Here is a 21,307-nt window from a genome sequence, read left to right as displayed (position 1 = left end):
AATTTCTTATAACGGATAAAAATATTCAGTTTATAAGGGATTTTCCTTAAATTATAATTGTAAAATCATAGTTTTAAAGATAAAATAGTATTGCTAATTGTAAATTTTTGATTTCTATTATACAATAAAGAGAAGATGTTTTTCAAAACTACAAAATAATTATCTGTGAAGTAGTTTTGCCGGTTTCAGTTTAAAATAATGGTTATATATTATGAGAAATTTATTTGTTTTTGTTAAGAAATTAATTCAAGGCTATTTTTTAGAATGGATTAGGTATATCTTAAAACAAATTAAAGAATATTCTAATGAATATTTTACGTAATTGTTAACTGTTAACTGTTAACTGTTAACTGAATAAAGGAGGAAGTAACAATGGGTGAAGCTTTAAATGGCTTAAAGCGTACAATGATGTGCGGAGAACCTAGAGAAAGCCATGTAGGTCAAAAGATTACCTTAATGGGTTGGGTTCAAAGAAACAGAAAACTTGGTGGACTTGAATTTATCGATTTAAGAGATAAAACAGGTATCATGCAAGTTGTTTTTGGTGAAGAAATAAATGCTGAAGCTTTTGAAAAAGCTAAAGGTGTTAGACCAGAATACTGTATAGCAGTAACTGGTGAAGTAGTAAAAAGAGAAAGCATTAATGAAAACATGCCAACAGGTTATGTTGAATTAAAATGTGAATCTATAAAGATTCTTTCAGAATCAGATACACCACCAATAATAATAAAAGAAGATCTTGATACTGCAGAAGATATCAGATTAAAATATAGATACTTAGATTTAAGAAGACCTGATATGTACAGAATCTTCGATATTAGAAGTAAGACAACTAAAGCTATCAGAGATTACTTAGAAAAACATAATTTCCTAGATGTAGAAACTCCAGTATTAGGAAAATCTACTCCAGAAGGTGCAAGAGATTATTTAGTACCATCAAGAAATTATCCTGGTAAATTCTATGCTCTTCCACAATCTCCACAATTATATAAGCAATTATTAATGATGTCTGGATTTGATAGATATTATCAAATAGCTAAATGTTTCAGAGATGAAGATTTAAGAGCAAACAGACAACCAGAATTTACTCAAGTAGATATGGAATTAAGCTTCGTTGAACAAGATGATATCATGGCATTAAACGAAGGATTAATTGCATATGTATTTAAGAAAGTAGCAGGAGTAGATGTTAAGCTTCCAATAAAGAGAATGACATTTAATGATGCTATGGAAAAATACGGTTCAGATAAACCAGATTTAAGATTTGGAATGGAAATCACAAACATTACTGAAGATGTTAAAGATATGGATTTCGTAGTATTCAAATCAGCAATTGAAGCTGGTGGATCAGTTAGAGCATTATGCTTAAAGGGTGGAGCTTCTTTAGGAAGAAAACCTCTTGATAAATTAGGAGAATTCGTTAAGACTTACAAAGCTAAAGGTCTTGCATGGATTCAATTAAAAGAAGATGGAGTTAAATCTTCAATAGCTAAATTCTTAACTGATGACGTTACTAATGCAATAGTTAAGACTATGAATGCAGAAGAAGGAGATGCTATTTTAATAGTAGCAGATAAGGATTCTGTAGTATTACAAAGCTTAGGTGCATTAAGACTTCACTTAGCTAAAGAATTTGACTTAATAAAAGATAAGAATGAATTTAACTTTACTTGGGTTACTGAATTCCCATTCTTTGAATACAGCGAAGAAGAAGAAAGATTCAAGGCTTGTCACCACCCATTCACAGCACCAATGGATGAAGATTTAGAATTTGTTGAATCTGATCCAGCAAGAGTTAGAGCTAAAGCTTATGACTTAGTATTAAACGGTGAAGAATTAGGTGGAGGATCAATCAGAATCCACGACATGGCTATCCAAGAAAGAATGCTTAAAGCTTTAGGATTTACTGAAGAAAGAGCTTGGGATTCATTTGGATTCTTATTACAAGCATTAAAATTCGGAGCACCACCACACGGTGGATTAGCATTTGGATTAGATAGAATGGTTATGTTCCTAGCTGGAACTGAAAACATCAAAGATGTTATAGCATTCCCTAAAAATCAAAATGCATTCTGTTATTTAAGTGAAGCTCCAAACGTAGTTGAAGAAAAACAATTAACTGACCTTGGAATTTCTATAGCTCCAGTAGTAGAAGAAAAAACTGAAGAATAATTATAAAAATGGCACTGCTAATCAGCAGTGCTATTTTTTTATCAAAAAATATTTTTTCAAAGAAGATATGGTAACAAGTTTTATATTTGAATGTTAATTGCATTAAATTGTAATTAAATTCAATAGATAGTAAAATATAGAGGATAATAAATTTAAGGAGAAGTCGTGTGAGAGGATGAGCAGGCAATCAATTAGAAGACAGATAGAGCATTATGGAAAGTTAAAATCCAATGCAGAAAAAGAATTAAAAAAGTTAGAAGAAGAACTCGAGCTATTAAATGTATTTAGAAGAAAATATATAAGTGCTAAAAGTGATTTGGATTATAATATAACTCACAGAAATAAAAGATTAACTGATACGGAGCTTGCTCTTGTAAATAATATGTTATATATAAAATCAATTACTGACGAAGGAAATACCGGACAGACATTGGAAAGTGTTATTAAAAAGTTAGAGAATAAAGGTGTAGAAAAGCTTGATGACCCCCAACGATTCTCATGACTTGACTGCTGATGAATGGAGAAAAATTTTTAGGTTTAGTAAAAGAAGTTGAAGGAGAGAATCCTATTAACTTTACAAAGTGGGATATATGGTATAGAATCGAAGACTTTGCTGGTGGTATAAATAAAGATGATTATTGTGGCAATATAGACAAGTACTATAAAAAATTAATAGACAAAAATGGTGAGAGTGAAGAAAAAATAAAAGATATATTTGAAAAAGTTTATAGTATTGATTCAGATTATAGTACAAAAATAAATGATAAGATTTCTTCTTTGAAAGATGTTATAAGTGGAATAGACAAGATTTGTGAGAGAATAAAATAAAAGATTTATATTCTATTTATATTTATTAGGACAACCATAGTTCTTGCATTAATTAAAATACTATGTATAGGCTATTAGGTATGCTGTTAAAATAGCCTATGCATAGTATAAATAATCTATTAAAAATAAAATAAATATTCGCTTTTAAATTGAGCATATATTATATCATTAATTTTATTTGAAAAACTGTCTTTTGATACTTCAGCTTCTATTGTTTCATTAAAAGTATTAAGTGGATTTTTTAATATAAGTGTATAAGTAAAGGGGTTTTCAATTATATCAACTATTTTAAATTTAAATATATTATTATCTATATCTGTTAGATTATTTAGGTTAGATGAAATTATTATATTATGGTCTCGTATTCCAATATAATTTATATTTTTTGTAATATTATCACCTACGTAAAAGGAATAACCTATATCTTCAGCATATATTGATGAAGAGGTATTTTTATAGGCTTTAAATATATTTGTACATCCAGTTATTTTAGCTTCAGTTATGCTTTCAGGATGATTAAATAAATAGTCTTTATCGTTTTTATTCAAGGCAGTTCCATTATCATAAACTATAATTTCATCACATATTCTATATGCTTCAGAAATATCATGTGTTACATAAAGAACAATTCCATTGTATTCTTTTAAAATAGATATTAAATCACGTTCTATAGTGCTTTTTAAATTAATATCAAGAGCTGAAAATGGCTCATCTAAAAGCAGTATATCTGGATTTGTTATTAGTGTTCTTGCTAGTGCGACTCTCTGCATCTGACCACCACTAAGTTCTTTTGGATAACGTTTTTCAAGTCCACTTAGTTTAAATCGTTCTATGTAATCTTCAACTAAAGCTTTTCTTTTACTTTCATCCATTTTCATTATTCCACATTCTATATTTTGAGCAACAGTCATATGAGGAAAAAGTGCATAGTTTTGAAATAGTAATCCAACATTTCTTTCTTGAGGACGAAGGTTTATCTTCTTCTCAGAATCAAAGAGAACTTTGTTATTTATTTTTATGTATCCCTTAGTTGGTTTAATTAATCCTGCTATGGCTTTTAAAGTCATACTTTTTCCTGAACCAGAGGCTCCTAGAAGTCCTAATATACCGTGTTCTTGTTTGAAGTTTGCTCTTAATATAAAAGAGGAAAGATTATTTTCTATATTTATATCCAATCCCATAATTATTTACTCCTCATTAGTTTACTTTGATAATCAGCCCAGAAATTTAAGATTAAAATAGATGAAAGTGAAATTGCTACAATTGTAATAACCCATATAAATGCTGTTTTTATATCTCCACCTTCAACTGCAAAGAATATGGCAAGGGGCATAGTTTGAGTTTTTCCAGGAATATTCCCAGCAATCATAAGTGTAGCACCAAATTCACCTATAGCACGTGCAAAGGCAAGTACAATTCCGCCTATTATTCCAGGGAATGCAAGAGGGATAGCAATTTTATAAAAAATTTTGAACTCACTGAGACCAAGTGTACGAGCTGCATATATTATATTTGTATCTATCTGTTCAAAAGCTGACCGACTTGTTCTATACATCATTGGAAATGATACTACTGTAGCAGCTATGACAGTTGCACTCCATGTAAAGATGATAGATTTATTCATTAACATAAATAGTTTTCCTATGGGACCATTTTTACCAATTAAAAGTAGAAGGAAAAATCCCACTACTGTTGGAGGAAGTATCAAGGGAAGTGTGAGTATACCATCAATAAGTCCCTTGAATTTTCCATTATAGTTGGCCATCTTATAAGAGATAAATATTCCTATAAAGAAAGTTATAAACGTTGAAAGAAAGGCTGTCTTTATAGAAATTATTAAAGGTGAAATATTATTAGCCATGAAAATCTCCTTAATTTAAGTACATAATTATTATAAAGCAATATATCCATATTTTTCGAAGATTTGTTTTGCTTTATCACTGAATAAGAAATCTTCAAAAAGTTTTGCAGTATCTTGATTTTTACTATCTTTAACAATTGCAACTGGATAATTTATTGGAGAATGATATTCTTCAGGAATAGTTTCAACTATTTTAATTGAGTCAACTCCATAAGTGTCACTCTTGTATACAAATCCTGCATCTGCATTATTTGATGCTACCCAAGATAAAACTTCTTTTACATCTTTAGCATATACTAGTTTTGGTTGTAAGACATCAAATAAATTCAAGTTAGTTAATACTTCTTTTGCATATTTTCCAGCAGGAACACTTGCTGGTTCACCCATTGCAATATGATTTATTTTGTCAGATGTTAAATCTTCAATTGAATTTACAGTAGTATTTTCATTAATGATTAAAACTAAAGCATTTTTTACTAAATCTTTTTTAGTATCATCTAAAAGAAGACCTGCATTTTCTAATGAGTCCATTTGACTTTCGCCAGCAGATATAAATAAATCACAAGGTGCACCTTGTTCTATTTGTTTTTGTAATGAGCCAGAAGAACCAAAATTAAATGTAAGTTTTATATTAGGATTTTCTGAGTTGAATTCATTTTCTATATCAGCCATAGCTTCTTTTAAGCTTGCAGCTGCAGAAATGGTTAATTCGCTTTTTTCTTGTGTATTTTTAGTGTTTGTTGAGTTACAACCTATTAATGATAAGCAGAAAGTGCATGCTAAAATTAATAAGGTGAGTTTTTTTGATTTATTCACTATAAATCCTCCTTAGTATGAATTTTACGTTAAATAAGAGTGCTAATTGTTAATTTGATAATTATGTCAAATAAATATCTCATAAATATTTTATTCAATAATCTTAAATATTATTTAAAAAATGTATAATAATAGATAATGTATAATAGTAGATATAGAATAAAAGAGTTGTGTAATAAGATATTATATAAATATAAATTGTTTAATGTTTTTGTTGAAATAAATAATTTATATCTGTGAAAGTGGGTGTTTATTATGAAAGTTCAAGTTAATGAACTAAAAAAATTAGAGGCATTTAGCAACATTTCATCAGAAACAATAGAAAAAATATTGAATAAAAGTGACGTAAAAAATTATAAGGCAGGAGAAATATTATTTCAAGATAAAGAAGAAGTATCTACTATTTATTTTGTAATAAAGGGAATAGTATCATTATATAAAATAAATGAGTGTGGCCAGAAAAAAGTCATATTTATGCTAGGGCAGGGAAAAATTATTAATGAAGTAATATTGCAGAGACTTCCTGCTTCCATAAACTGCGAAGTATTTGAAAAAGCATGTATACTTGGAATAAATAAAGATAAATTAATTGAATTGATGAAAGAAGATTTTGATTTGTGCACAAGTATAATAATATCATTATCAAGTAAGACTAGAAGGTTGTATAGACAGCTTAAGAATACACCATCATCTGTAAAGATTGAAAAAAGACTTGCGGCAAAAATATATAAGCTTGGAAAGGATTATGGAGTAAAGTGTGAAGAAGGGATACTTGTTAATATTGATATATCTATAACATATTTGGCGGATTTAATAGGAAGTCAAAGAGAGACAGTATCTAGAACAATAAAAAATCTTCAAGAGAAAAATTTAATAGAATATAAAAATAAAAAAATATATATATTTGATTTGCAAAAATTGTCGGATTACTTTAAAGTACTGTGATTTAAATCACGGTGCTTATATTTTGTTTCTAATATAATAAGAGTATGTGAGAAATTCTTATAGGAATTTACATTTGAATAGATTTTAAATTGCGTTTGTGTAAGTGAAAAAAATAACAAATAAAATTTTTAGAACAAAATGAAAAAAGGAGTATTGTGATGGGCTACAAAATAGTAAATGAAAGCTTAAACTTAATATTTGATAATCTATCTAAAGATTATAATATTTATGCGCCAAAAGTATTTGAAGGAGATGGAACTTTTTCTGATGTTGATGTTATAAGGTATGGTGAAATTTCAAAATTAGAAGAAATAGTTTTTGATAAAAAGTCAGACTATTCATTTAAAGAAGTTTTAACACCTATAACTCAAACTTTATTTTATTTTACAGAAGATGAAGTGACAGTGCCAAGTGCACCTAAAAAAGGAGCAATAGTTTTCTTAAGAAGCTGTGATTTACATGCGTTAAAGAGAATGGATCAAATTTATTTAAATAATGGCCCAGAAGATTTCTATTATAAGAGACTTAGAGAAAATACTAAGTTTATTCTTATGGGATGTACAGAAACATTTGAAAACTGCTTCTGTGTAAATATGGGAAGCAACAAGACAGATGAATATGATGCATATATCAAAGTAGATGGTGATTTTGCTACTATTGACTGTAAGTGGAGTCAATTAGAAGATTTAATAAAAGCAGAGCAATATAAAGAAGAAGAGGTTACACCTGACTTTGTTAGTGAAAATACTGTCAAAGTAAATATCCCAGATAATATTTCTACTAAAGTATTTAATTCTAAGATGTGGGATGAATATACTGAAAGATGTATAGGTTGTGGAAGATGTAACTTTGTATGCCCAACATGTACTTGTTTCACAATGCAAGATATATTCTACAGAGATAACGGAAAAGTTGGAGAACGTAGAAGAATATGGGCTTCATGCCAAATCAATGGATATACAGATATGGCAGGTGGTATATCATTTAGAAAACCACAAGGTGACAGAATGAGATTTAAGGTAATGCATAAGGTTTATGACTATAAAAAGCGTTTTGGATATCATATGTGCGTAGGATGTGGACGTTGTGATGATGTATGTCCAGAATATATATCTTTCTCAAACTGTGTAAACAAACTTGAAGATGCTATTAAAGAGGTGGAATAAATGAAAAACGAATATATCCCATTTATATCGGAAATTAAAGAAGTAATTAAGCATACAGATATTGAGTATACATTCAGAATGACTTATGAAGGCGATGTAAAGCCAGGACAATTCTTTGAAGTATCTATACCAAAGTTTGGAGAAGCACCAATATCTGTAAGCGGTATAGGTGATGGAACTGTAGATTTAACAATAAGAAGAGTTGGTAAAGTTACAAATGAAATATTCACAAATTATGTTGGAGACAAATTATTTTTAAGAGGACCTTATGGAAATGGATTTGATGTTAATGACTACAAAGGTAAAGAAATTACAGTTGTAGCAGGGGGAACAGGTCTTTCTCCAGTAAGAGGTGTTGTAGAATACTTCACTAAACATATGGATGAAGCACAAAGCTTTAATTTAATCTGTGGATTTAAATCTCCAGAAGATATATTATTCAAAAAAGACTTAGAAGCATGGAAAGATAAAATCAACTTAACTGTAACAGTTGATAAAGCAGAAGAGGGATACACTGGACACACAGGTCTTGTAACTGCTTTTATACCAGATTTAGAAATAAAAGATGTAAATAATACCGCATTTATAGTAGTAGGACCTCCAATGATGATGAAGTTTACAGTTCTTGAAATATTAAAAAGAGGAGTTCCAGAAGAAAATATTTGGATTTCTCAAGAAAGAAAAATGTGCTGTGGATTAGGAAAGTGTGGACATTGTAAGATGGATGATACCTACATCTGCTTAGATGGACCAGTATTTAATTACACTAAGGGTAAGAATTTAGTAGATTAATAGGAGGTTTGAATTATGGATATTAATACAAAAAAACTTAAGAAAAATGCTTTCAGAGTTTCTAAAGTAAGAGGTATTGGTGCTTCAAGAATAAGGGTGCCAGGAGGACTTTTAAAATCTGAAGTTCTTGGAATGGTTCAAGAAATAGCAGATAAGTATGGTAACGGATTAGTACATTTAACTACAAGACAAGGTTTTGAAATAGAAGGTATCAGATATGAAGATATGGATAAAGTCACTAAAATGCTTCAACCAATAATAGAAAGCCTTGAAATCAATTTAGAAGAAACTGATAAAGGATACACTGCATCTGGTACTAGAAATATAACAGCATGTATTGGTAATAATGTATGCCCATTTGCTAACTATAACACAGCAGAATTTGCAAAAAGAATAGAAAGAGCAGTATTCCCAAATGATCTACATTTCAAGATAGGACTTACAGGATGCTCAAATGACTGTGGTAAAGCTAGAATGCATGACTTTGGAATAATAGGTATGACTGAACCACAATATGATATGGATAGATGTGTAAGCTGTGGAGCTTGTGTTAAAGCATGTAAGCAGTTATCAGTTGGAGCTTTATCAGTAGAAAACTACAGAGTAGTTAGAAATAAAGAAAAGTGCATTGGATGTGGAGTTTGTGTGACTAAATGTCCAACTAGAGCTTTCACAAGAAGTAAGGAAAAGTATTACAAGCTTACTCTTATGGGTAGAACAGGTAAGAAAAATCCAAGACTAGGTGAAGACTTCTTAATATGGGCTGATGAAGAAAGTATTAAGAAGATAATATTAAATACTTATAAATTTGTAGATAAATATATAGATCCAAATGCACCAGCTAGAAAAGAACATATTGGTTATATAATTGATAGAGTTGGTTTCGAAGAATATAAAAAATGGGCTCTTGATGGTGTAGAACTAGGACCTAAGACTATTATGAAGCATTGTTTACATTGGAGCGGAATTAATTTCAATTCAATAGATAATTAATAGTTAATGTTTTTACAAAGAGTAGCAGCTTAGATTTTTAATTTGGAATTTAACTGTTATGATGATAGATAAAAGCTGGATATAATAGCTTTAAAAGCTATTATATCTAGCTTTGCTCTTAAATCACTTATGGATTGTTTTAATAATTTGATATAAAGCTTATTTAATGTTTTTTAATACATTAAATAGATTTATATATACGACTAAAAAAGAAAAGAGGAAAATAAATGAAAAAGGTTCAATCAACTTGTAATTATTGTGCGTTAGCGTGTAATATAGATTTTCATGTTGAAGACAATAAAATAATAAAAGTTGTACCAACTAAAAATTATCCAGTAAATGATGGGTTTTCTTGTATTAAGGGGCTTTCATTAGACAGACAAAATACTGTTATACCTGAAACTAAGCTTCCAAAGATAAGACAAGAAGATGGTTCATTTAAAAGTATGGAATGGGATGATACATATAAATATGTAGCTGATAAATTCCTTGAAATCCAAGAAAAGTACGGAAAAGAAAGCGTTGCTGGTATAAGCACAGGACAGCTTCCATTTGAAGAATTTGCTTTACTTGGTCATATAATGAGAAATCATTTAAAGACTAATTTAGATGGTAATACAAGATTATGTATGGCAACTGCTGTTGTAGCACATAAACAAAGTTTTGGATTTGATGCACCTCCATATACATTAAAGGATGCAGAACTTTCAGATACTATAGTTTTAATTGGAGCTAATCCAGTAGTAGCTCATCCAATATTCTGGGGAAGAATAAGAAAAAATACAAATAAAAAGCTTATTGTTATTGACCCAAGAAAATCAGAAACAGCAATACATGCTGATCACTGGTATGGAATAAAAGGAAAGAGCGATTTAGCTTTATTCTATACAGTTGCAAATCTTATAATTGAAAAAGATTATGTAAACAAAGAATATATAGAAAAATATACTGAAGGATATGAAGAATTCAAAGAGTTTGCTAAAGATTATACATTAGCAAAAGGTGCTGAAGTTACAGGTTTAACTGAGGAACAAATCCTTGAATTTGTAGAATTAATTCATGCTGGAGAAAGAGTTTCATTTTGGTGGACAATGGGAGTTAACCAAAGCTATGAAGCTGTTAGAGTAGCCCAAGCTATAATCAATTTAGCTCTTATGACAGGAAACATTGGAAGACCAGGAACTGGTGCAAATTCACTTACAGGTCAAAGTGATGCTATGGGTTCAAGATTATTTAGTAATACATCAGGACTTTATGGTGGTGGAGACTTTAATAATGAAGCAAGAAGAAAGAGAGTTGCTGAAGTATTAAACGTAGATGAAAGCGTACTTGCAGAAAAACCAACTGCTACTTATAACGAAATAATTGAAAGAATAAATTCAGGTGAAATAAAAGCTCTTTGGGTTGTATGTACAAATCCAAGACATTCATGGACTAACAATGAAACATTCAAGAAAGCTGTAGATAACTTAGAATTACTTGTTGTTCAAGATATTTATGCAGATACAGATACAGCACAAATCTGTGATGTTTATTTACCAGTAGTTTCAGGAATTAAAAAAGAAGGTACATATATCAATACTGAAAGACGTTTATCAGCAATGAGACCTGCTTTAGATAGAGAAGAAAATGAAAAGACTGACTTTGAAGTAATGCTTGGAATTGGTAAAGCATTAGGAATGGGAAGCTTACTAGATAAGTGGCAAACTCCAAGAGATGTATTTAACCTTATGAAGGAATGTTCAAGAAACATGCCATGTGATATAACAGGTGTTGATTATGATAATTTAGTTGATTCAAAGGGAATTCAATGGCCATTTAGAGAAGGCGATGAATTAAAAGAAGATGAAAGACGTTTATTTGAAGATGGAGTTTATTATACACCAAGCAAAAAAGCTAAATTCGTATTTGAAACTGTAAGGGAAAATCCAATACCTACAACTGAAGAGTACCCACTAGTATTAAATACAGGAAGAGGAACAGTAGGTCAATGGCATACTCAAACTAGAACAAGAGAAATAAGAGCAGTTGCAGATTTGGCTCGTGAAAAAGCTTATTTATTCATGAATACTAAGTTAGCTGAAGACAATGGAATTAAAGAAGGCGATGTAATAAAAGTTAATTCTATAAATGGTCAAGCCTCAGAATTCGTAGTAAGAGTTACAGATAATCAAAGATATGAAGAATTATATGCTCCAATGCATTATATAGAATGTAACAGATTAACTCCATCAGTATATGATTCATATTCAAAAGAACCATCATATAAAACTACACCAATTAATATAGAAAAACTTTAGGAGGGACTTTTATGAAGAGAATTAAAATAGATAGAAGTAAGTGTATCGGCTGTCTTACTTGTGTCGCAGCATGTACTGTAAGTCATGATAGTTGTGATTCAAGAAATAGAGTAACACAAGATAGTAACGGTAAAGAAACACCTGTATTCTGCCGTCATTGTGATAGGCCAGAATGTGTTTATACATGTATGACAGGTGCTATGACAAAAGATGATGAAACAGGATTTGTTTTATATGATAAAGATAGATGTGCAAGCTGTTATATGTGTGTAATGGCATGTCCTTACGGAGTTCTTAAGGCTGACAGATTAAAATACAAAGAAATCATGAAATGTGATATGTGTGTTAGCTGTAGTGCAAAAGATGGAAGCAGACCACAGTGCGTTGAAAAATGTCCAATGGGTGCTATCACATTACAGGAGGTTTAATTTATGAGATATGTTGTAATAGGAGCATCAGCTGCTGGAACAAAAGGAGCTAAACAAATAAGAAAATTAGATAAAGATGCAGAAATAATAATGATATCTAAGGATGATAAAATTTATTCAAGATGTATTATGCATCAATATATGGAAGGTCACAGAACTCTTAAGACACTTGAATTCGTTGAAGATAACTTCATAGAAAACAACAACATCAACTGGATTAAAGGTGTAACTGTTACTGGAGTTGATATAAATGAAAAATGCGTAAAATTGGACAATGGAGAAAGCGTTGCATATGATAAGCTTCTTATAGCTACTGGTGCACATACATTCTTCCCACCAGTACCACATTTACAAACTGCAAAGAATGCAATTGGATTCCGTAATTTAGATGACTGTGAAACAATAATGGAAATGTCTAAAACTTGCAAGAACATTGTAGTTATGGGGGCAGGTCTTGTTGGAATAGATGTTATTTAAGGTCTTTTAGATACTGATTGTACTATAACATTAGTTGAATTCCAAAACAGAATGCTTTCACTTCAATTAGATAAAAAAGCAGCATCTACTTATGAAAAAGCTTTTGCAGCTAAAGGTGTAATTCAACATTATGAAAAAGGTGTAAAAGAATTAATAGTTGATGAAGACGAAAATATAACTGAAATAGAATTAACTACTGGTGAAAGAATACCTTGTGATTTATTAATATGCTGTGCAGGGGTAAGATCTAATATGGAATTCTTACAAGGCAGTGGAATAGAATGCGATAAGTTCGGATTAATAATAGATCCATCTGGTAGAACTAATGTTGAAGATGTATATGGTGCAGGAGATGTAACTGGAAGAAATTCAATATGGCCTGTAGCTACAAAAGAAGCATTAGTAGCAGCAAGTAATATGTGTGGAGTAGAAGAAGAAATGACAGATTTCTTTGGAGCTAAAACTACTATGAATTTCTTTGGTATTCCAACAATGTCAATAGGAATAAATACACCACCAGATGATACTTATGAAGTTGAAACTAAAAGTGATGATAAAGGAAACTATAAGAAGATAATCCACAAAGATGGAAAGATATATGGAGCTATACTTCAAGGTGATATAGCATATGGCGGAGTATTACTACAAATTATAAGAAGAGGTTTAGATATATCTAAATTCAGTAAATCATTATTTAAATTAGATTACTCAGATTTCTTCTATGAAAAAGATGATCTTCAATTTGATTATAAATAATAGAGTATTCTAATAAATGGTGTATAAAATTTTAGAAATTAATTACTCTATATTATGATAGATAATTACAGGTAAAAGGGGAATTTATATTGATGAGTAAGACATTTTTTCAGAAATTAGAGAATATACCAGTGCCACTTCTTCCAACAATGGTAGGAGCTTGCACTCTTTCAAATGTTTATGCTAGCTTTGGTTATACATGGGTAAGAGATATTACTATGATTGCAGCTGCAGCAGTGTTGATTGCTTTCTTAATAAAGATAATATTTCATACTAAAACAGTAATAAAAGAGTATAATAATACTGTATTATCAAGTCTTTATGCTGGATATACAATGATAATGATGATACTTGGAGCTATTATATTTGATTTTGCTCCTAGATTTGGTAAAGCTTTATGGCTTATAGCAATAGCACTTCATGCAATACATATATTAGTATTTACATACAGAAATGTATTAAAAGGTGTAGATAGGGACACTTTTGTTCCAAGCTGGTTTGTTACATATAACGGTATAATGGTTTCTACAGTTCTAGGAGGAGTTATGAATGAACCGTTATTATGCAAAATAATAGTTTATTATGGAATAGCTGTATTTGTATTAATAATACCATTTATGATATACAGATTAGCTAAATATCCTATAAAGGATGGATTTTATCATACTCAAGCTGTAGTGCTTGCACCATCAAGTCTTTGTGTTGTAGGTTACATAAATTTCATTAAAGAACCAAACTTGATTTTAATATCAGCATTATATATTGCTGTATTATGTGCATTAGCATTTATAATATATAAGTTACCAAAGTTCTTTTCCTTTGCTTTTTATCCAGGATTTGCGGGGATTACATTCCCTATGGCTATAGGAATTTTTGCTTCATTAAAGATGAGCGGCCTTATGACTTCTTTAGGATATGAAACATTAGGATATATGATTAAGCAGTTAAGTGGAATACAGATATATATGACAACAGCTATGATAAGTTATGTTTTATATAATTTCTTAAGAATGCCGTTTAAAAAGACAGCATAGACAACTAATAATATTATTTAAAGGATGATTTTCTTATGGAAATATGTGCATTAATATTAGCTGGTGGAAAAAGCAGCAGAATGAACGGAAATAATAAAGCTTTTCTGAAATACAAAGATAAAACTTTTATTGAAAATATAATATCGGAATTAGATATTTTTGATAAAATATATATTTCTGTAGATAGCAAGGAAAAGTATAGAGATTTAAATTATGAATTAGTAGAAGATGAATTTAAGGAAATTGGTCCTATAGGGGGAATATATTCTGCCTTAAAGACTATAAAGCAAGATTATGTTTTTGTAATTGCATGTGATATGCCTAAAATAAAAAGAAACCTTATAGAAGTTCTTATAAATAGCATAGAACCAGAAGACAAATGCGTAGTTTTTAAAGATGATGAAGGAAGAGTTTATCCACTAGGAGGTATTTATTCCAAAAAGTCTCTTCCGATTATTAAAGAAATGATAGATAATAAGAATTATAAACTTCAAAACCTTGTTAAAAAACTTGATGGAAAAGTATTATCTATTTCAGAATGCAATTTAGATAATGATCTGTTTATTAATGTAAACAATCCAGAAGAATATGAGAATTTAAATAAATAAAAATAATTCAATTTAAAAATTAAATAATCTCCGAACAACTGTGTCTAAGGATTAATGAAATGTCTATGATGCTTTTGTCAAGCAATATTTTGTATTAAGTTTGCGTAACATGAGATAAATATTGCTTCAGGGTTCTATGGGAAACCATGCAGCCTTCCGTCTTTGAAAAGGAGTATTATTTAAATTAAAGTCTTACTAAATATAAGTTATGAAAGAATATTTGTTATATAGTCAATTCACCAAAGATAAAAAATATATATTTTGTAATAGATGAAAAAATAATTAGATATATTTAATGCTTAAATTTAGAGGCTTTAATTTGAATAATTAATGATAATGTTAGTAAAAAAGAATGCTGACTTTTCATCTCCTGGTACTAATGAGGAAATGAAAAGTCAGCATTTTTAGTGAAGGGTGATAAAAGATGAAACAAATAGAAACAGTAAATGCAGTTGGGCATGTACTTTGCCATGATATAACTAGAATAGTAAAGGATGTAGTGAAGGATACTCCTTTTAGAAAGGGGCATGTAGTAACAGAAGAAGATATTCCAGTACTTCTTTCAATAGGGAAAGAGCATTTATATGTATGGGAAAAGAAAGAAGGAATGCTTCATGAAGATGAGGCTGCAGAAATTCTTTATGATATATGCAAAAATGATAATATGTCTGGAACAGAAATAAAAGAAGGTAAAATCGAACTTAAAGCAGATATTGATGGTCTTTTTAGAGTTGATGTAGATAGACTTAATGCAATAAATGATTTAGATGATATTATGATAGCTACAAGACATACAAACTATGCTGTTAAAAAAGGAGATAAACTTGCAGGTGCAAGAGTTATACCTTTAATAATAGAAGAAGAGAAATTAAAAGAAGCTCAAAAAGTAGCAGGAGATAAACCTCTTCTAGAACTTCTTCCATATAAGAAGATGAAAGCTGGTATAGTTACTACAGGTAGTGAAGTATATCATGGAAGAATTAAAGATACATTTACTCCAGTAGTTGTAAATAAATTAAAAGAATATGGAATAGAAGTAGGCTGGCATAAAATCGTAGATGATAAAAATGAAATGATAGTAGATGCTATAAAGGAAATAAAGGAAAGTGGAGCAGACTTAATTCTTTGTACAGGTGGAATGAGCGTAGACCCAGATGATCTTACTCCAGGAGCTATTAAAAAGAGTGGAGCAAATATTGTTCAATATGGAGCACCAGTTTTACCAGGAGCAATGTTCCTTCTAGGATATTTTGAAGATGGTACACCAATTATGGGACTTCCAGGTTGTGTTATGTTCTCAAGAGCTACTGCATTAGATTTAGTACTTCCAAGAGTTGCAGCAGGAGTAACAGTAACTAAAAAGGATATTAACAGAATGGGACATGGAGGATTATGTTTCTCATGTAAAGTATGTACTTATCCAAGATGTGAATTTGGTAAAGGAGTATAAGATATGAAATTAAGAATAGAACTTGAAGAAGCAGTTTCTATTATGGAAGCTCATGTACATGAAATAAATGAATATGAAGAATTAAATATTGAAGATGCTAATGGTAGAGTTCTAGGTGAAGATGTTTATTCAATGATAAACAATCCTCCTTTTGACAGATCACCACTAGATGGTTATGCGTTAAGAGCAGAAGATACTATAGGAGCATCAAGAGAAAATCCAGTTATTTTAAAAGTAGTAGATGAAGTATTTGCAGGAAGTTATAGTGAAAAGACACTTGAAAAAGGTGAAGCTATTAGAATAATGACAGGTGCAAAAATGCCAGAAGGTTCTGATTGTGTAATAAGACAAGAAAATACTGATGAAGGTATGGAGAAGGTTGAAATATATGAAGAACTTAAGGTTCATGCTAACTACATATTTGAAGGTGAAGATATAAAGAAAAATTCACTTATTATGAAAAAAGGTGAAGTATTAACTTATGTACATATAGGAATATTAGCAAGTATGGGATATTCCAAAGTAAAGGTAAAGAAAAAGTTAAAAATAGCTCTTTTTGTAACAGGTGATGAAGTAAGTGAACCAGGAAAGCCACTTTTAGAAGGAAAGATATATGATAGCAATATGCATTTATTTGGAGCAAGACTAAGAGAATTAGGAATGGAGCTTACTAAATGTGAAATAATAGGCGATGACTATAAAGTTGTTGGAGATAAAATAAAAGAAGCTATGAAGGTATCTGATATTGTAATGACTACTGGAGGAGTGTCAGTAGGTAAGAAGGATATTTTACATGAGGCACTTCCTTACATAGGAGCAGAAATGCTTTATTGGAAAGTGAATTTACAGCCAGGAACTCCAGCTATATTTTCAATGTATGATAATAAGCCAATATTAAGTCTTTCAGGAAATCCATTTGCTACACTTGCAACTTTTGAGATTTTAGGAATACCAGTATTGTCAAAAATGAGCGGAAACTCACAAATAAATATAAGAAGAACTACTGGAGTAATGGAAAGTGAATTTAATAAGAAGAGCAGGATAAGAAGATTTGTAAGAGCGTATTACAATGAAGGAAAAGTAAAATTATTAGATAAAAAGCATTCATCAGGAGTACTTTCATCAATGATTGGCTGTAATGCCCTAATAGATATAAAGCCTGGTACGGAAAAATTAGAAATTGGAGATACTGTAGATATAATATTAATTTAATATGTAAGGGGAAGGTAGACATGGAAAATAAATTAACTCATTTTGATAGTAAAGGTAATGCAATAATGGTAGATGTATCAGAAAAAGATATTACTCAAAGAGTTGCTATAGCAAAAGGAAAAATACTTGTAAATAAAGCTGTTATGGATGCTATTTTAAATGATGCAGTAGAAAAAGGCGATGTACTTGGAGTAGCAAGAGTTGCTGGAATAATGGGTGTAAAGAGAACATCAGAATTTATACCTATGTGTCATCCACTTATGATAACAAAATGTAGTATTGATTTTAATGTAAATGAAGATGAAAAATATATTGAAGCAATATGTACTGTTAAAGTTAACGGAAAAACTGGAGTTGAGATGGAAGCACTTACAGGAGTAAATGTAACACTTTTAACTATTTATGATATGTGTAAGGCAATAGATAAGACCATGGAAATTACAGAAGTTCACCTAGCTAAAAAGACAGGTGGAAAAAGTGGAGAATTCATTAATGAAAGAGAAAAATAAGCCTGTATTAATAGCAGTCAGTGGTGTTAAAAATTCAGGAAAAACAACATTAATTGAAAAGCTAATTCCAAAGCTTAATAGTGAAGGACTTAAGGTTGCTACAGTAAAGCATGATGGTCATGACTTTGATGCAGATATTGAAGGAACAGATACTTTTAAGCATAGAAAAGCAGGAGCATATGGAACAGCAATCTTTTCAAAAAATAAGTTTATGATAATAAAAGAACAAAAGAATACTTATGAGAATGAACTTATTTCATATTTTGATGATTGTGATGTAATACTTTTAGAAGGATTTAAATTTTCAGATTATCCAAAGATAGAAATAATACGAAAAGGAAATTCTTCTGAGAGCGTATGTAAAAAGGAAACTCTTTTAGCTGTTGTAAGTGATATTGAAGAATTAAAAAGTAATAATGGTGACTTAAGAGTTATAGATATTAATGATATAGATTCAATAGTAGAATTATTAATTGATTATATAGGGAGGTGCAGGATATGTTAGATATTTATAATAGAAAAATAGATTACATAAGAATTTCAATTACAGATAGATGTAATTTAAGATGCGTATACTGCATGCCAGAACAAGGTATACAACTTGTGGAACATGATGATATCTTATCTTATGAAGAAATAGTAAGATTATGTAGGCTGTTTGCTAAAATAGGAATAAGCAAAGTTAAAATAACAGGGGGAGAGCCTTTAGTAAGAAAAGATGCACATAAGCTTATAAAGACTATTAAAGAAATTGATGGTATAGATAATGTTACATTGACTACAAATGGTATACTCCTTGAAGATCAAATTGATGATTTAGTAAATGCAGGATTAGATGCAGTTAATATAAGTATAGATACATTAAAAGAAGATAAATATAGAGAAATAACTAGACTAGGTGATATTAATAAAGTAATGAATGGCATAAAGAAGTGCCTTACATACGAGAATTTAAAAGTGAAGATAAACTGTGTGCCAATTAAAGGTGAAAATGAAGAGGAACTTTTAGATTTAATCAATATCTGTAAGGATAACGATATAAGTATAAGATTTATAGAAGTAATGCCAATAGGTCTTGGAAGAAACATGGATGGCTTTACTGATGAAGAAATTATAGAAATAGTAGAAAGAAATATAGGAAAACTAACACCTTACCATGGAAAATTAGGCAATGGACCAAGTAATTATTATAGTCTTGAAGGATATAAAGGAAAGATAGGTTTTATAAGTGCAGTTAATCATAAGTTCTGTGAAAACTGTAACAGAGTAAGACTTACATGTGAAGGCTTCCTAAAAGCATGTCTTCAATATAATATAGGAACTGATATTAAAACACTTCTTAGAAGTGGAAAAAGTGATGAAGAAATATTAGAAGCTATAAAGAATACAATTTATAATAAGCCAGAAGAACATAGCTTCAATTTGATTATTGATAAGGAAGAAGAAAAAGAAAAGAAGGGTATGTCTCAAATAGGAGGCTAGTATAAATTCGCAACTATCTGCGAAAGAAATATATTGATAAATATAAAAATATATATTTTGAAGAATATAAAAATATAGAAATATATGAATATGTATATATAAGAATATATATATTTGCTTGGAGAATGAGGCTTTGAGCAAAAGATAATTTAGTATATAGAAGAATAATTTTTAAATTAAAGATTATTTTAATTGTATAGATATAAATATAGACTAAGAATGCGATAAATATTTAAAAAACATATTTAGAAAATTGAAAGAAGAGGTACGGCTATGATGGGAAAAGTAATAGCAGTTTGTATAAGTGAAAAAAGAGGAACAGTTAAAAAGAATATAAAGGAATGTAATGTAGTAGAAGGCTATGGATTAGAAAATGATGCTCATGGTGGAAACTGGCATAGACAAGTAAGCCTTTTATCATACGATAGAGTAAAGGAATTTAATGAAAGAGGCGGAAATGTTATAGACGGAGATTTCGGTGAAAATATTTTAGTAGAAGGATTAGATTTTAAGACATTCCCAGTAGGAACAAAATTTAAATGCAATGATGTAGTATTAGAACTTACTCAAGTAGGGAAGAAGTGCCATTCAGAATGTGAAATATTCCATAGAGTAGGAGACTGTATTATGCCTAGAGAAGGTGTATTTACAAAAGTTATACACGGTGGAAAAGTTAAAGTGGGAGATGAATTCATAGTATGTACAGAGTAGCAATAATAACATCAAGTGACAGCGGATATGCAGGACAAAGAGAAGATAAAAGCGGTCCAGAAATAAAAAGAATAGTTGAAAGTCATGGATTTGAAGTTGTACATAAAGTAATACTTCCAGATGAAAGAGAAATGCTTAGTGCAGAAATGAAGAGAATTGCTGATGAAGATATAGCAGATCTTATTTTAACAACTGGTGGAACAGGATTTTCTCCAAGAGACTGGACTCCAGAAGCAACTATGGATATAGCTGAAAGAATGGTGCCAGGAATACCAGAAGCTATGAGAGCATTCAGCATGCAGATAACAAAAAGAGCAATGCTAAGTCGTGCTACTGCTGCAATAAGAAAGCAAGCTTTAATAATAAATATGCCTGGAAGTCCAAAGGCAGTTGATGAATGTTTAGAGTATATAGTTTCAGAATTAAACCATGGATTAGAAATTTTAAAGGGTACAGCATCAAACTGTGCTAGAAAATAATAAAATATCTAAATGTAGAGCTAAGATAAAATGATTAGCTCTATATTTATATTAAAGATTAGTGATAAAATACAAAGAACCCAATATTCTTTCTACTGTGCTATAGAAAGAATATTGGGTTTCTTAGGAGTTTTGTGTAATTTCTATTTATATAATTTACTGGCTGATACTTATATAAATAGTATAGATTTTTTTATATGCATGTGTTTTATCATATGGAGGAGAGAAGGCCTCCATTTGACTTTTGTTTGTTGTGTAAATTCTATGGTTGGTTAATACCTAAAAATT

At 30.0% G+C, this 21,307-nt stretch carries 21 protein-coding genes, 1 pseudogene and 1 riboswitch; of the genes and pseudogenes, 19 read left to right on the top strand and 3 right to left on the bottom strand.

Annotation, left to right across the window (positions count from 1 at the left end; all coding sequences use genetic code 11):
• Positions 1-372 precede the first annotated feature (372 nt).
• From aspS to HF850_RS05025, 3 genes are all read left to right on the top strand, one after another.
• Positions 373-2,172, top strand: coding sequence for an aspartate--tRNA ligase (gene aspS / locus HF850_RS05035; protein ID WP_169104384.1), 1,800 nt, complete (start codon positions 373-375; stop codon positions 2,170-2,172).
• Positions 2,173-2,347: 175 nt separating this feature from the next.
• Positions 2,348-2,674 (top strand): hypothetical protein, encoded by a 327-nt coding sequence (locus HF850_RS05030; protein WP_169104383.1) that lies wholly within the window; start codon positions 2,348-2,350, stop codon positions 2,672-2,674.
• An 11-nt stretch (positions 2,675-2,685) separates the two neighbouring features.
• On the top strand, positions 2,686-3,000 hold the full coding sequence (locus HF850_RS05025; RefSeq protein ID WP_169104382.1) for a hypothetical protein: 315 nt from the start codon (positions 2,686-2,688) through the stop codon (positions 2,998-3,000).
• 119 nt (positions 3,001-3,119) lie between these two features.
• Here the strand turns inward: HF850_RS05025 and HF850_RS05020 are convergent, their stop codons facing one another.
• From HF850_RS05020 to modA, 3 genes are read right to left on the bottom strand one after another with little or no spacing between them, the layout of a single operon-like run.
• Positions 3,120-4,181, bottom strand: coding sequence for an ATP-binding cassette domain-containing protein (locus HF850_RS05020; RefSeq protein WP_169104381.1), 1,062 nt, complete (start codon positions 4,179-4,181; stop codon positions 3,120-3,122).
• Between the two features lie 2 nt (positions 4,182-4,183).
• Positions 4,184-4,861 carry a molybdate ABC transporter permease subunit gene (gene modB / locus HF850_RS05015; RefSeq protein WP_169104380.1) on the bottom strand — a complete coding sequence of 226 codons (678 nt, stop codon included), beginning with the start codon at positions 4,859-4,861 and terminating at the stop codon, positions 4,184-4,186.
• Between the two features lie 30 nt (positions 4,862-4,891).
• A complete protein-coding gene (gene modA / locus HF850_RS05010; RefSeq protein WP_169104379.1) occupies positions 4,892-5,677 on the bottom strand; it encodes a molybdate ABC transporter substrate-binding protein in 786 nt (261 codons plus the stop codon).
• 255 nt (positions 5,678-5,932) lie between these two features.
• Between modA and HF850_RS05005 the strand changes: the two genes are divergently transcribed.
• The 16 genes and pseudogenes from HF850_RS05005 to HF850_RS04930 all read left to right on the top strand — a co-directional run bounded on the left by HF850_RS05005 (position 5,933) and on the right by HF850_RS04930 (position 21,019).
• A complete protein-coding gene (locus HF850_RS05005) occupies positions 5,933-6,622 on the top strand; it encodes a Crp/Fnr family transcriptional regulator (RefSeq protein WP_169104378.1) in 690 nt (229 codons plus the stop codon).
• A gap of 158 nt (positions 6,623-6,780) precedes the next feature.
• A complete protein-coding gene (gene asrA, locus HF850_RS05000) occupies positions 6,781-7,788 on the top strand; it encodes an anaerobic sulfite reductase subunit AsrA (protein ID WP_169104377.1) in 1,008 nt (335 codons plus the stop codon).
• Positions 7,789-8,580 carry an anaerobic sulfite reductase subunit AsrB gene (gene asrB / locus HF850_RS04995; RefSeq protein WP_169104376.1) on the top strand — a complete coding sequence of 264 codons (792 nt, stop codon included), beginning with the start codon at positions 7,789-7,791 and terminating at the stop codon, positions 8,578-8,580.
• A 15-nt stretch (positions 8,581-8,595) separates the two neighbouring features.
• On the top strand, positions 8,596-9,573 hold the full coding sequence (gene asrC, locus HF850_RS04990) for a sulfite reductase subunit C (protein ID WP_169104375.1): 978 nt from the start codon (positions 8,596-8,598) through the stop codon (positions 9,571-9,573).
• A gap of 227 nt (positions 9,574-9,800) precedes the next feature.
• Positions 9,801-11,873 (top strand): molybdopterin oxidoreductase family protein, encoded by a 2,073-nt coding sequence (locus tag HF850_RS04985; protein ID WP_169104374.1) that lies wholly within the window; start codon positions 9,801-9,803, stop codon positions 11,871-11,873.
• Between the two features lie 11 nt (positions 11,874-11,884).
• The gene (locus HF850_RS04980; protein WP_169104373.1) at positions 11,885-12,301 is read left to right on the top strand and encodes a 4Fe-4S dicluster domain-containing protein; all 417 of its coding nucleotides are present in this window, start codon (positions 11,885-11,887) and stop codon (positions 12,299-12,301) included.
• A gap of 3 nt (positions 12,302-12,304) precedes the next feature.
• Positions 12,305-13,534: pseudogene (locus HF850_RS04975) on the top strand (FAD-dependent oxidoreductase).
• A gap of 92 nt (positions 13,535-13,626) precedes the next feature.
• Positions 13,627-14,568: a TDT family transporter gene (locus HF850_RS04970; protein WP_169104372.1), complete on the top strand. Its 942-nt coding sequence runs from the start codon at positions 13,627-13,629 to the stop codon at positions 14,566-14,568.
• Between the two features lie 35 nt (positions 14,569-14,603).
• The gene (locus tag HF850_RS04965) at positions 14,604-15,176 is read left to right on the top strand and encodes a molybdenum cofactor guanylyltransferase (protein WP_169104371.1); all 573 of its coding nucleotides are present in this window, start codon (positions 14,604-14,606) and stop codon (positions 15,174-15,176) included.
• Between the two features lie 16 nt (positions 15,177-15,192).
• Positions 15,193-15,365: riboswitch (molybdenum cofactor riboswitch) on the top strand.
• 235 nt (positions 15,366-15,600) lie between these two features.
• On the top strand, positions 15,601-16,626 hold the full coding sequence (locus tag HF850_RS04960) for a molybdopterin-binding protein (protein WP_169104370.1): 1,026 nt from the start codon (positions 15,601-15,603) through the stop codon (positions 16,624-16,626).
• A 3-nt stretch (positions 16,627-16,629) separates the two neighbouring features.
• The gene (gene glp / locus HF850_RS04955) at positions 16,630-17,838 is read left to right on the top strand and encodes a gephyrin-like molybdotransferase Glp (protein WP_169104369.1); all 1,209 of its coding nucleotides are present in this window, start codon (positions 16,630-16,632) and stop codon (positions 17,836-17,838) included.
• 20 nt (positions 17,839-17,858) lie between these two features.
• Positions 17,859-18,347: a cyclic pyranopterin monophosphate synthase MoaC gene (moaC, locus tag HF850_RS04950; protein ID WP_169104368.1), complete on the top strand. Its 489-nt coding sequence runs from the start codon at positions 17,859-17,861 to the stop codon at positions 18,345-18,347.
• A complete protein-coding gene (gene mobB / locus HF850_RS04945) occupies positions 18,331-18,852 on the top strand; it encodes a molybdopterin-guanine dinucleotide biosynthesis protein B (protein ID WP_169104367.1) in 522 nt (173 codons plus the stop codon). The genes moaC and mobB overlap by 17 nt, the downstream gene beginning before the upstream one ends.
• Complete coding sequence (moaA, locus tag HF850_RS04940; protein WP_169104366.1) at positions 18,846-19,829, top strand: GTP 3',8-cyclase MoaA; 984 nt, start codon at positions 18,846-18,848, stop codon at positions 19,827-19,829. The genes mobB and moaA overlap by 7 nt, the downstream gene beginning before the upstream one ends.
• A gap of 276 nt (positions 19,830-20,105) precedes the next feature.
• On the top strand, positions 20,106-20,540 hold the full coding sequence (locus HF850_RS04935; protein ID WP_169104439.1) for an MOSC domain-containing protein: 435 nt from the start codon (positions 20,106-20,108) through the stop codon (positions 20,538-20,540).
• Positions 20,528-21,019 carry a MogA/MoaB family molybdenum cofactor biosynthesis protein gene (locus tag HF850_RS04930; protein ID WP_169104365.1) on the top strand — a complete coding sequence of 164 codons (492 nt, stop codon included), beginning with the start codon at positions 20,528-20,530 and terminating at the stop codon, positions 21,017-21,019. Before HF850_RS04935 ends, HF850_RS04930 begins: the two co-directional genes overlap by 13 nt.
• Positions 21,020-21,307: the final 288 nt, after the last annotated feature.

This window comes from Clostridium sp. SM-530-WT-3G (assembly GCF_012843905.1).
Classification (GTDB): domain Bacteria; phylum Bacillota; class Clostridia; order Clostridiales; family Clostridiaceae; genus Clostridium.
The sequence above is the reverse complement of the archived record's forward strand: the minus strand, read 5'-3'. Positions and strand labels throughout refer to the sequence as shown.